Source organism: Peribacillus sp. NPDC097225, from assembly GCF_044761955.1.
GTDB lineage: Bacteria > Bacillota > Bacilli > Bacillales > DSM-1321 > Peribacillus.
Genome location: NZ_JBIWDJ010000008.1, coordinates 1 through 12,714 on the forward strand (window position 1 = coordinate 1; position 12,714 = coordinate 12,714).

The window sequence follows — 12,714 nt, forward strand, 5'->3', positions numbered from 1 at the left end:
CTCGACTTGCATGTATTAGGCACGCCGCCAGCGTTCGTCCTGAGCCAGGATCAAACTCTCCGAAGAAATGTTTGACTTGCTCATTTTGCTTTTTTTATAGTGTGTGCTCACTCAAAATTTACGTTGGCGCTTTGTTTTGTTCAGTTTTCAAAGAGCAATTTCGTTGTCGTTTCTCTCAAAGCGACTTCGTTAGTTTATCATGTTTCGTTGCTGTTTGTCAACAACTTTTTTAAAATAATTTTCAACAGCTTGTTGAGCCGTTTAAGTTGCTGTCTTAGCGACAAGAAATAATATACCATGTATAAAAAATGTTTGCAATATATTTTTACAAAGTTTTTTTAAAAAAGTTTTCATTTTCATTTCTTCTATATAAACTTCCCCTGCATTCACTTTATCTCCGTAACAAAATTAAAATATCCCGCATATTTCATCTTGAATTTATATATAGATAGATTGATATCTTTTTTATGAGGTGAAATGATGAATCTTTTATTGGTTGCGCTACTCATTTGTTATAGCATGGCTCTTTATTTATTCTGCACCGCTTTTTATGAAGCCATTAAATTCAGTAAAGAAAAAGGGAAAGTGAACGGCACGACCTTCTTATTCAGCTTTACCTTCGCCTTGATTTTCACCAGGATGACCTATTTATTCTATCCCTATGAATAAAAGCAGTAAGTCGCGTCAGACTTACTGCTTTTATATGAGTCTTTTTCAACCTTCTTTCCCTTCAGCTTTTAAAAACGTCGTTAGACCAACCAAGATGATGGTGCCTCCGAGAACTTGAGTCCATAGAATAGGCTCATCGAGAATAAAGTAAGCAAGGACCGTGGCTCCTACCGGCTCCAGAAGTATCGCCATCGAAATGGTTGTAGTACTTAGCCATTTCAATGTCCAGTTGAATAACGAATGTCCTAATAACGTTGGAAAGATGGCAAGAAGAATGAAATAGATCCAATCTTCAACGGCATAGGGCGCGAGTGCCTCGCCTTTAACAAGAACATAGACGAACAAAGTAACCGCACTAATGCTATACACGACAAATGTGTATGTTATAGAAGAGATACGTTTTACAACACTCTGTCCAAACAATAGGTAACCCGTTACTAATGCACATGCGATAAGGGCTAGGACATCCCCCCAAAGTGCCATCCCGCTGATTCGGAAATCTCCCCAGCTGATGACAAAACTTCCGGCTATCGCGATGACGCCACTACCTATCGCTCTCAACGAAAACCTTTCTTTAAAAAAGAAGTAAGCCCCCGCGAAAGCGAATAACGGCTGAAGTGTGACAAGGACTGTCGAACTGGCCACAGATGTGTAATTGAGCGATTCAAACCACAGTATGAAATGAAAGGCTAGAAACACACCAGCGGCAATCGATAACAACCAGTCCTTTTTCCGGATGAGCTTGAGTTCATGCCGGTACTTGATAAGGAAAACAGGAAGCATCAATAGAACGGTAAATAATAATCGATAAAAAGCAATGATTCCCGAAGGCGCAGTTGCTAATTTGACCAAGATCGCCGAAAAAGAAACCGAGGCTACTCCTATAGCTAAAGCCAAATAGGGATTCATTTTTGGTTTGGGCTGCATTCTCTCTCCTCTTTCCCCGAATTCTAGTTTGAAGTTTATTTTACTATGGTAGAATTATAAGGGATAGTTTATTTGAAATGGGCAATATTGAATAGATTATTAATTCTTCTATCTTTTCTGAGGAGATGTGAATGGTATGGAATGGGTGTTCGAACCTCAATCTGAACTGCAGATATTGATAAAGTTAGGGATTTCGGCTCTCCTCGGATTAATCATTGGGTTAGAGAGGGAGATGAAACGGAAACCAGTCGGACTAAAAACAAGTCTGGTCATTTCCATCGTCAGCTGTTTATTAACAATCGTTTCGTTGGAATCAGCTTATAAATTTCCAGGCAGTGACGATGTTAATATCACGATGGACCCTCTTCGTCTTGCGGCCCAAATCGTATCAGGGGTCGGTTTCATCGGTGCAGGGGTCATCCTGCGTCGCGATAATAACAGCATTTCCGGTTTAACGACCGCCGCCATCATATGGGGTGCCGCAGGTATTGGGATTGCGGTCGGGGCAGGATTCTTCCTTGAAGCGATCGCTGGAGTCATCCTGTTAATCATCAGTGTCGAATTGGTGCCGTCCCTTGTCACTTGGCTCGGACCAAGAAAATTGAGACAAAAGGAAATCTTTCTAAAGCTAGAGATCAAGGGTAAAGATGATATTGCTATCGTACTGAAGAAAATTAAAGAAGAGAATATTTACATCAAGGCGCTTCGGATTAAAGATGTCGAAGAAGACCTTCACCTTTTAACACTAAAAGTGTTGGTCGATTATAAAGTCAAGACTTCCGAGGTGTACTATACCGTCTCTAAACTCAGTGAAATATCCAGAGTGGAAATTGAAAATGGCTAATGTACAAAACCCGTTTGAATTCCTTCAAACGGGTTTTTCTTACTCATTTTACAAATTATAAAATTTAATATTGACTTTTCTTCGGATTCCGAATAAAATAATTATTGTACCATAACCCGGGGGCTTAGCTCAGCTGGGAGAGCGTTTGGCTGGCAGCCAAGAGGTCAGGGGTTCGATCCCCCTAGTCTCCATACTTCGAAACCCTTTGCTTTTAAGCAAAGGGTTTTTCTTTGTATCCCTCCCCTTTTCTTCTCAAAAAACTTCCCTTTATAATCGCCTTAACAGTAATTCATGCTTTTTCCCTCTACGTTGAAATAGCTACATTTTGCTTACCCTTGCCTCGATACCATTCTCATCTCACATCGGACGATTCAAACCAGCCACTCATCAGTTGTTTTTTCTTGTGTTTCTGATATTTTTAGAAGAGTGAAGGAGCTAACTGTTTTCGGAATAAATTCGTCAGGCACTTTTTCACATTTATTTTAACTAAAGTGGAAATAAGGGTACAATTAATAACTCTTATATAAATAATTAATGAGGTGAAAGAATGATTGCAAAGACTGAAGAAGATTTTAATGGCTTGAAAGAAATTGGCAAAATTATTGCCTCCATTAGAGATGAATTGGTACAAAGATCAGTCCCTGGCGTAACGACCAAAGAACTTGATGATATTGCTGGAGAACTGCTAAAGAAGGCAGGTGCCATTTCCGCCCCAAAAGGGGAATATGATTTTCCTGGTTATACTTGCATTAGCATTAACGAAGAAGTGGCGCATGGCATTCCAGGTGAACGGGTTATTCAAGAAGGGGATCTCGTAAATATAGATGTCTCCGCTTCAAAGAATGGTTATTTCGCAGATACAGGAATCTCATTTGTAGTAGGAGAGGGCAATGAAGTCTTAACGAAACTATGCGATGTCGCTAAAAAGGCATTTGATGCAGGTCTCAAGAAAGCAAAACCTGGTGCCAAGAAAAGCAAAATCGGAAAAGCGGTCTTTGAAACCGCGAAACAACATGGATTCACTGTTATCGAAAATCTTACGGGACATGGTGTCGGACGAAAGATCCACGAAGCACCTGCCCATATTTGTAATTATTATGATCCTTGGGATAACGAAATACTAAAGGAAGGGATGGTTATCGCATTCGAGCCATTTATTTCAACCTTTGAAGAAGAAGTATTCCAAAAAGAAGATAATTGGACCTATGCCACAGAAAAAAGCTTTGTAGCTCAATTGGAGCATACGATTATCCTTACTAAAAATGGCCCGATTATTGTCACCCTTTAATTCAAGCATAGACGGTAAAGTTTTATATTAAAATAGTAGTACACGGCGGAGTGTTCTTTACACTCCGCTTTTATCTCGTCAGGTAGGGAATATTGCGAGAATGATTCGGGGAGTGAAGGCATTTACGCTAACTTCTACTCATCATTTTCTTGATCTTGCGAACAGCGGGTACTAGAACGGATTCTTGTACTTTTGTAAGGGCTACACCCAACCCAACCATCAGCATCAAGGCGATAATCAATCCTAATACCAAGCTCACTATTTCTCCAACTTCTTTAAATACAGCAACCAATACGGCAACCATTCCACTCGCCTCCCTTTACCACCACTTTTTTACGAACTTCTCACCAAACTTAAGTGAAGGATTATTTACTTTCCCTTTTCCGTGACATTAACTGAACGAACGATTACCTATAGATAGTCTCATTATAACCAAATGTATAATATTGGTCCATTTACCACCTTTGTGAATATGAAGACACGCCCGACTCCGCTAGTCCGCTATCCATTTCTTTACTCATAATATGTAGTTCCCTTTTTGGTAATGACATCAAAAAAAGCTAGCCCAATCACTCGAGCTAGCTTAATTGAAATACATATATCATTTCATAGGATTATGATATTTTCTCTTCATCCTTCATATATTCATGCTCCCAGAAATCCGCATTTTTAATCCCCAATGCTTTTGGATCAAAAACTGGGTCCACCCCTTGTTTCTTTTGTTTCTCGTAATCCCGTAATGTTATGAGTGCTGGTTTGGCTAGAATCAGAATCGCTATGACATTGAGCCATACCATGATTCCTAACCCCGCATCCCCTAAGGCCCAAGCCACTTCTGCCGTTCGGATCGTTCCATAAAAAGTGGCGGCAAGGATAATGACCTTCAAGGTGTGCATCGCCCATTTACTATTCCGATTTCGCATCAGGTAAGCAATGTTCGTTTCTGCGATATAATAGTAGGCCATGATGGTCGTAAAGGCGAAGAAAAAGAGGGCTATAGCCACGAATCCTGCACCAAACCCAGGAATCACACTATCAATGGCCGCTTGTGTATAGCCTGGACCCGGTTCCACCTCTCCTAAGTTATTCACGATTGGTGTCCCATCTTCCGCTTGCGTATTGTACATGCCCGTGAATAAGATCATGAAGGCAGTAGCCGAACAAACGAATAGGGTGTCTATATAAACGGAAAAAGCTTGGACAAGGCCTTGCTTGGCCGGATGGGAAACTTCGGCTGCAGCTGCTGGGTGAGCACCCGTTCCTTGACCAGCCTCATTCGAGTACACGCCGCGTTTCACTCCCCACGCGATGGCCATCCCGATCAACCCACCAAATGCAGAATCCAGACCAAAAGCACTTCTAAATATTAATGATATGACACCGGGTAATTCTGCGATATTCATGAAGACGATGATAACGGATAATAGAATATACCCGAGGGCCATAAACGGAACAATTAGTTGTGCTGCATTAGCGATCCTCTTTACGCCACCGAATATGATGAACCCAAGTAAAAGGACCACGGCAATTCCTGTGATGAACGGCTCAACACCGAAGGCATTTTCCACTCCAGCGGCAATGGAATTGGACTGGACGCCTGGCATAAGAATCGCCATTGCGATAAGTGCCGCGCCTGCGAAGAGGACGGCGAACCATTTCCACCCTATCCCTTTTTCAATATAATAAGCAGGCCCCCCACGATATTGACCGTCTTGCTTCACTTTATAAATCTGGGCTAACGTAGATTCTATGAATGCGCTGGATGCCCCTATGAAAGCAATGGCCCACATCCAAAAAACCGCACCTGGTCCACCGAAGGCGATGGCCGTCGCCACCCCAGCTATATTCCCTGTCCCGACACGTCCTGAAAGGGCAATGGATAAAGCCTGGAATGAAGAAACCCCCGCTTTCGAACTCTTTCCCCGGAACATCAATACAATCATTTCTTTAATATGCCTAACTTGTAGAAAACGCGTCAATATGGAGAATAATAGCCCGACCCCCAATAAGATATAAATGACCGGCGAGCTCCATAACACTCCATTCAAAGCATCTATGAATTCCTTCAAGTAAGTTTCCCCCTTTTATCGATTAGAATATTCAAAATTATATAACAATTTATATTTTTCCACAATATGTTATGTTAGTTTTTCTTACATTTGAAATAATTTTGTCGTAAAAAAGGGGAACCTTCTTGACAGCATAAAAAAGAAACGCCTGCGTTATCCGCTGGCGTTTCTACTTTCATATGGAGGTCACAAGACTGAAGTAGCGCCTTGTATTGCGTGTTCCAGTTCACTTGTTCTTTTCTTTGTAACTGATTCGTTCCAACCAAAGTATTCAGCCATGTAGTTGGTTACGGCTTCTTTATGAGTTTGAACCAAATCGATATCAAACAGAAGCGTTCCAGTTCTGCGGAAGAAGAAATCTACAGGAGTGGCTGCCATTTCATGGTCCAGTGCATATTGCAATTGTACGAATAACACTTGCGGTAGGCCTGTACGGCTTCCCCCATCCTTTTCATTGATGGCAATGTTAAATAACACCGGCGCGTTCGACCCGTACATGGACAGGATCTTTCTTGAATCTTCAACAGAGAGCCCTGCATCTACACCCATTTGAATATGGTTCTTGATGTATTCAGGGAAGTTGTTCGACCCACCTACATCTCCACCTGAAACGCGGATCCGTTTTGTACTATGATCAGCGAACAATTTGTTCAAGTCCTCTGAAAACTTCTTGGCCACTAGGTCTACGGTCGTTTTGGCCATTTTGCGGTACCCGGTCAATTTCCCACCGGCAATCGTGATAAGACCTGAATCGGACACCCATATTTCATCTTTTCGTGAAATTTCAGAAGGGTCCTTGCCTTCTTCCAGAATCAATGGTCTTACACCGGACCAGGTTGACTCGATATCTGCATCCGTAACCTTCACTTCAGGGAACATGAAAGCTATCGCCTTCAAGATATAATCACGGTCTTCTTGCGTTACACCCGGATCTATCGGATCTCCTTCATAAAAGGTATCTGTCGTTCCAACATAAGCTTTACCCGCACGCGGAATGGCAAAGACCATCCGTTTATCCGGCGTATCGAAATAAATGGCCTGTTTCAAAGGGAACTTCGATTGGTCAATGACGATGTGAACACCCTTGGATAGCTTAAGCGTTTTTCCTTTTTTCGAGTTATCTTTTTCACGAATTGAATCGACCCATGGTCCAGCTGCATTGACCACTTTTGCTCCAAGTATTTCGTATTCTTCATCTGAATGTACGTCCCGGACTTTTACTCCAGCAATTTTACCATCTTCATAGACCAATTTTTCTACCTTCGTATAGTTGATGGGAGTCGCCCCTTTATCGACGGCCGCCTTCATGACTTCAATCGTCAGACGCGCATCATCCGTACGGTACTCAACATAATACCCTCCACCTTTAAGCCCGTCTTTCTTGACAAGCGGTTCTTTCTTCAAGGTTTCATCCGCAGTAAGCATTTTTCTCCGTTCACTTCTCTTGACGCCTGCAAGGAAATCATAGACACGGAGACCGATAGATGTGCTGAATTTGCCAAATGTCCCACCTGCATGCATCGGAAGGAGCATCCATTCCGGTGTCGTTACATGCGGTCCATTTTCAAAAACGATTTCTCTCTCTTTACCTACCTCGGCAACCATCTTCACTTCCAACTGCTTAAGGTAACGCAATCCACCGTGGACAAGCTTGGTTGATCGACTTGATGTACCAGCCGCAAAGTCTTGCATTTCAACTAATGCCACTTTCATGCCGCGTACGGTCGCATCCAATGCTATCCCTGCACCGGTGATTCCTCCACCTATTACAACTAAATCAAATTTCTCTTTTTTTAATTTATCGATTGTTTCTTTTCTATATCTATTTGAAAACCTCATATCTAACTCCTCCTTGGGGTGTTATCTTGTTGGTTCTTCTAATAATCAGCATATACTCTATTATCTTCCCATTCTAGTAAGCCAATAACCATAATCAGGATATAAATATAGAGAAAGAGACCACAAATGCACATCATCGATTTCTCGATAACGCATTCGTGGTCTCTCCTATTCTCCGGCCGAGTTATTAACTTGTTTTCAGTATATCATAGTGTTGCCTGTATTTAAAAGACTTTGCTTATTTTATTTAAAAGCCATTGCCGCGTGCACGGCCTTTTTCCAGCCTTCGTATAATTTTTCACTTTCCTTCTCTTCCATGGAAGGCGTGAAAGTCTTGTCTATTACCCACTGCTGGGCGATTTCTTCTTGATCCTTCCAATAGCCAACCGCTAGTCCAGCCAAGTATGCGGCACCCAGCGCTGTCGTTTCATTCAGTGTCGGCCTTTCCACGGGTACCCCTAATAAATCACTTTGGAATTGCATTAAGAAGTCGTTCTTCACTGCCCCGCCATCCACTCGCAATGTCTTCAGCGCAATACCTGAGTCTGCTTCCATCGCATCCAGGACATCCTTCGCTTGGTAGGCAAGGGATTCAAGGGTAGCGCGTATAAAGTGCTCTTTCGTTGTCCCACGTGTTAGTCCAAATACAGAGCCACGTACATCGCTGTCCCAGTATGGGGTTCCCAGTCCTACGAAGGCTGGCACCACATAGACGCCATCCGTGCTGTCCACTCGTTTTGCATACGCCTCACTATCCTGGGCGTTATTCAGCATCCGCATGCCATCACGTAACCATTGGATTGCAGAACCGGCTACGAATATGCTGCCTTCCAGTGCATATTCAACCTTGCCATTCAATCCCCAGGCAAGCGTCGTCAATAGGCCATGTTCGGAATCGACTGCTTTTTCACCCGTATTCATAAGCATGAAACATCCTGTTCCATACGTATTTTTCGCCATTCCCTGATTAAAGCAAGCTTGGCCGAATAAAGCGGCTTGTTGGTCACCTGCTGCACCGGCAATTGGAATCGATTGCCCGAAGAAATGATATTCGATCGTGTTCGCATACACTTCTGAAGAAGGTCTGACTTCCGGTAACATGGACTTTGGAACATCCAGGATTTCCAGAATCTCTTCATCCCACTTCAATTCATGGATGTTATACATCAACGTTCTTGAAGCATTGGAATAGTCCGTCACATGGGCTTTTCCTCCTGAGAGCTTCCAGATCAACCACGTATCGATCGTTCCAAATAGTAGTTTGCCTTCATCGGCCTTTTGACGTGCACCTTCCACATTATCAAGGATCCATTTCACCTTTGTACCGGAAAAATAAGCATCAATCAATAATCCCGTTTTCTTACGGAACATATCATTATGACCTTTTTCCTTCAACTCTTCGCAGATGGCACTCGTCTGTCTGGATTGCCATACGATGGCATTATAGATAGGGACTGAGGTTTCCTTATCCCATACGACTGTCGTTTCACGCTGGTTCGTTATTCCGATTCCGGCAATTTGTTCAGGCTTTATGCCGGATTCCGATATGACGCTCGCAATGACGGCTAAAACCGACCCCCAAATCTCATTGGCATCATGCTCAACCCAGCCCGGTTTCGGGAAATGCTGTGTAAACTCCCTTTGGGCTACATGGACCAACTCGCCCTTTTCATTGAACAATATTGCCCGTGTGCTTGTTGTTCCTTGATCCAAAGATAAGATGTATTTTTTCATAGTATTTTCCCCCAACCTCTTTAAATTAACTAGCTATATTCTTACTCTCTATTTCATGCGACTGTTTTTTTCCAAATACGTAAGCCACTATCAATAATACTAGGCTTCCTGCAAAAACAGACCAACTTACTATCGTGATTTCACCTAAAAAGAATGCTTTATAAAAGATGGCTCCGAGTCCCCCACCTACTATCGGACCTACGACTGGAATCCATGAATAGCCCCAATTCGAATCTCCTTTACCTGGAATAGGAAGAAGAAAATGTGCAATACGTGGACCCAAGTCACGGGCAGGGTTAATGGCGTATCCTGTTGTCCCACCTAGGGACATCCCGATCACAACAATCAATAAACCGACTGCAAATGGATTTAACCCTTCCGTAAATTCATTGGCCCCTATAAATAGTAAACCAAGAACAAGGATGAATGTACCAATCATTTCGCTTAATAGATTGGAAAAAGTATGTGGGATCGCTGGTGAAGTCGCGAATACACCAAGCTTGGCACCCGGATCGTTCGTACCCTTCCAGTGCGGTAAATAATGCAAGAATACTAATGTTGCACCTAGAATCCCACCAATTAACTGACCTATGATATATCCTGGAACGTCTCCCCAAGGAAACTCCCCGATAAGTGCAAAACCTATGGTGACAGCCGGATTTAAATGGGCACCACTAATGGAACCGACTGCAAAAACACCCATTGTCACAGCTAACCCCCACGCAATCGTCACGACAATCCATCCAGCATCTTTGGCATAAGATCCTTTCAATGAAGATCCCGCCCCGATGCCTGCACCAAAAAGAACCAAAATCATCGTACCTACTACTTCTCCCCAAAATGGTGTCATATTAAAACCTCTTCCCCTCTAGAATAATGACCATAAATCAATAAAAGGAGGCCCACAGCAGAACTAACCCACAAGTAAATGGGAATTTTCCGTTGTGAATCTCCTTATCTCCGTCACATCTATTAACTTGTATTTTAGATTAATATACTAGTTAATGAAAACGCTGTCAAACTATTTATCAAAAAATAGAAAATTGTTTTATATTTTTTATTTAAACATATTCCATAACTCCGTTTTGGAAGTGGTGATCGACGATGCTCCCGCCTCAAGTGCGTTCAGGACCTCATCTGAATTACGGATCAACCCTCCGGCCAAAATCGGCGTTTGCAAATGTTCCTTCACCTCTTTAATCATCCAGGGCATGGCACCTGGCAACACTTCGATATAATCAGGCTTTGTCTTCTTTACCAACTTATAACTTTTCTCCAACGCATGGGAATCTATTAAAAAAATCCGTTGAATCGCGACAACGCCCTTTTGCTTCGCTTTTAAAATCACACTGGACTTTGTCGAAATCAAGCCATAAGGTTGGACCTCCTGGCAAATGAATTCCGTGGCATACTCATCACTTTTGATTCCTTGAATCAAATCTACATGGAAAATCATTTTCTTATTACGTTGCTTGGCCATCAAGCTCACATTTTTCAGCTGTGATATATGTAAATCCAGAAAAACCCCTATCTCATAGGAACTCTCCAAGAACCTCTCGAAATCCTTCATGCTTGCCGAAGCAGGCAGTATCTTCTGATCCATCATATCCTCCTCCTATGCTAACAATCCCATCATAATCAGAACCTGCCGTAAAAACAATAGGTCCCACCATCATTCCATAAGGACGCTCGCATTTATCCAAATTCCACTAGAAAAGAATGCATGTACCCTAAGCATACAAAAAACCTAAATAAAGAGCCATTATTTAGGCCTTTTGTTGTTTTTTGATAGTCAAAGAGCCAATTTGATATTCAAGGCACCCTCAACCAGCTCAAATGACTTAATCTGCCCGAACGGTACCTTTTTCACCATATCCCAAGCGTTAAAATCAATTTTGATCATCCGATTATGATATTCAAAGAAGGGTGGTCTATTAAACAGTTTATGGTTGATGAAATTAACATTAACCGGTTTCATCCCAACAAGCTGAAACAGAATCGTTCTTTTTTCGATTTGCACCGGCTTCAACGTGACGGTGAAGGCAACCTTTTTCTTCAACATCATTTTCTTCACCTCTGTAGTCCCGCGCAGCACGATATACTCTGGTGAAATATGCACATCAATGTCTTCTTCACCTGACTTCTTTTCTATTAAACTTGCCATCATCTTTGCCGTAATGGGGATGGAAACCCCCTCCGTTGTAGCCTTATTTATTATATCCTTGAATTTATCAAACATGGTTTCCCTCCCTTGCCCTATGCAAAAAACTCCGTTGAATCATCTTATTCAAGATTGGGTAATTGCGGAACGACCCATTACCTCCCCTTCACTCCCTCTTACCATATTATCTGCCCTGTTCTAACAGGTGACCACCTTTAAATAAAAAACGCCACTCGGGATGAGCGGCAGTTAACGTCTTATTTTTTCTTCTTCAATTCGACTAGTTCACTGGTTTTTTCACCATTGACGAAGGCTTTGATCAGGCCCACATTTTTCGCGTAATATCTAGTAGAACCATCACTTTCCTTTACTTCCACAACCTTATTGAAGGTCCCTGCTGGTGTTTTGACGGTCTTACTCATCGATGTAACCTTAGCGATATACGTATTACTTCCATCCCAGCTTTCCCATTTAGCTCCGACCTTTAGCGGGTAACCTAAAGCGATAAAATACTCTGATTCGGGCCAGCCAATATAATAACCCTCACTCGTTTCTTTTTCAATATCCGTCCAGCTCTCCCCGGCTCCCTTTACGTTCCAGATTGTCCAAACCTTATTGTACTTTGCCCCTGTGCTAGAGTAGGTATATTTTTTTCCATTACTTTTATAGACATACACTTTGGACGTATCCATTTTATAACTCGCCACTTTTTTCTTGAACTTTAGAAATTCCGTGGATACATAGGCTTTTTTCTTATTATAACGGATTTCGGACCATCCTGATTTTGTTTTGGAATAGACCGTTACTTTGGTTCCTTTTTTCAACGAGCCCACTTTTTTCGCCTTATCGGAAGCCTTCTCCCTGACATTCAAGTTGCTTGCTGTCACAGTGGCACTTGATGTACTCGCCGCATCGGCTGTCGCGGTGAACGGAAATGCTAGGCTACTAATGAAAAGGATGGCCATCATCATTTTGAATAATTTGCTTACATTCATACTATATTCTCCCCCTGATCTCTTACCTAAATACCTAAATATGATATAGGTATTTTATCATAAATAATTGAAAAATAAGGTTTATAAGTAAAATAAAAGAAATTAAAAGCTATTTCATCTATAAAACAAAGACAGATGAATGCCCTCAAACAAAATAATTTAAATTTGGTATTACTCCCTACAGCATT

The 12,714-nt window shown here is 42.0% G+C and carries 12 protein-coding genes, 1 tRNA gene and 1 rRNA gene; 4 read left to right on the forward strand and 10 right to left on the reverse strand.

Annotated features, from left to right (window positions below; all coding sequences use genetic code 11):
• Positions 1–66 (reverse strand): 16S ribosomal RNA (locus tag ACIQXH_RS17520); the annotation flags it as partial.
• A 414-nt stretch (positions 67–480) separates the two neighbouring features.
• On the opposite strand from ACIQXH_RS17520, the gene ACIQXH_RS17525 reads away from it, so the two are divergent.
• The gene (locus ACIQXH_RS17525; protein ID WP_403125032.1) at positions 481–669 is read left to right on the forward strand and encodes a hypothetical protein; all 189 of its coding nucleotides are present in this window, start codon (positions 481–483) and stop codon (positions 667–669) included.
• A 45-nt stretch (positions 670–714) separates the two neighbouring features.
• On the opposite strand, the gene ACIQXH_RS17530 is transcribed toward ACIQXH_RS17525, so the two are convergent.
• Complete coding sequence (locus tag ACIQXH_RS17530) at positions 715–1,596, reverse strand: DMT family transporter (protein WP_402954150.1); 882 nt, start codon at positions 1,594–1,596, stop codon at positions 715–717.
• 136 nt (positions 1,597–1,732) lie between these two features.
• Here ACIQXH_RS17530 and ACIQXH_RS17535 point away from each other — a divergent pair, with 136 nt between their 5' ends.
• The 3 genes from ACIQXH_RS17535 to map all read left to right on the forward strand — a co-directional run bounded on the left by ACIQXH_RS17535 (position 1,733) and on the right by map (position 3,728).
• On the forward strand, positions 1,733–2,440 hold the full coding sequence (locus tag ACIQXH_RS17535) for an MgtC/SapB family protein (RefSeq protein WP_402876056.1): 708 nt from the start codon (positions 1,733–1,735) through the stop codon (positions 2,438–2,440).
• A gap of 118 nt (positions 2,441–2,558) precedes the next feature.
• Positions 2,559–2,631, forward strand: a tRNA-Ala gene (locus ACIQXH_RS17540).
• A 356-nt stretch (positions 2,632–2,987) separates the two neighbouring features.
• Positions 2,988–3,728 (forward strand): type I methionyl aminopeptidase, encoded by a 741-nt coding sequence (map, locus tag ACIQXH_RS17545; RefSeq protein WP_402876055.1) that lies wholly within the window; start codon positions 2,988–2,990, stop codon positions 3,726–3,728.
• A 127-nt stretch (positions 3,729–3,855) separates the two neighbouring features.
• Here map and ACIQXH_RS17550 read toward each other — a convergent pair whose 3' ends face one another.
• The 8 genes from ACIQXH_RS17550 to ACIQXH_RS17585 all read right to left on the reverse strand — a co-directional run bounded on the left by ACIQXH_RS17550 (position 3,856) and on the right by ACIQXH_RS17585 (position 12,526).
• A complete protein-coding gene (locus ACIQXH_RS17550; protein WP_402876053.1) occupies positions 3,856–4,032 on the reverse strand; it encodes a hypothetical protein in 177 nt (58 codons plus the stop codon).
• Between the two features lie 310 nt (positions 4,033–4,342).
• Positions 4,343–5,797 (reverse strand): alanine/glycine:cation symporter family protein, encoded by a 1,455-nt coding sequence (locus ACIQXH_RS17555; protein WP_403125036.1) that lies wholly within the window; start codon positions 5,795–5,797, stop codon positions 4,343–4,345.
• A 186-nt stretch (positions 5,798–5,983) separates the two neighbouring features.
• Positions 5,984–7,636, reverse strand: a complete 1,653-nt coding sequence (locus tag ACIQXH_RS17560; protein WP_402876050.1) for a glycerol-3-phosphate dehydrogenase/oxidase — start codon at positions 7,634–7,636, stop codon at positions 5,984–5,986.
• Between the two features lie 243 nt (positions 7,637–7,879).
• Positions 7,880–9,370: a glycerol kinase GlpK gene (glpK, locus tag ACIQXH_RS17565; RefSeq protein ID WP_402876048.1), complete on the reverse strand. Its 1,491-nt coding sequence runs from the start codon at positions 9,368–9,370 to the stop codon at positions 7,880–7,882.
• A 25-nt stretch (positions 9,371–9,395) separates the two neighbouring features.
• A complete protein-coding gene (locus ACIQXH_RS17570) occupies positions 9,396–10,220 on the reverse strand; it encodes an MIP/aquaporin family protein (protein WP_402876046.1) in 825 nt (274 codons plus the stop codon).
• A 207-nt stretch (positions 10,221–10,427) separates the two neighbouring features.
• Positions 10,428–10,973 (reverse strand): glycerol-3-phosphate responsive antiterminator, encoded by a 546-nt coding sequence (locus ACIQXH_RS17575; protein WP_402876044.1) that lies wholly within the window; start codon positions 10,971–10,973, stop codon positions 10,428–10,430.
• Positions 10,974–11,162: 189 nt separating this feature from the next.
• Complete coding sequence (locus ACIQXH_RS17580; RefSeq protein ID WP_402876043.1) at positions 11,163–11,609, reverse strand: hypothetical protein; 447 nt, start codon at positions 11,607–11,609, stop codon at positions 11,163–11,165.
• A gap of 179 nt (positions 11,610–11,788) precedes the next feature.
• The gene (locus tag ACIQXH_RS17585) at positions 11,789–12,526 is read right to left on the reverse strand and encodes an SH3 domain-containing protein (protein WP_403125041.1); all 738 of its coding nucleotides are present in this window, start codon (positions 12,524–12,526) and stop codon (positions 11,789–11,791) included.
• Between the last annotated feature and the right edge of the window lie 188 nt (positions 12,527–12,714).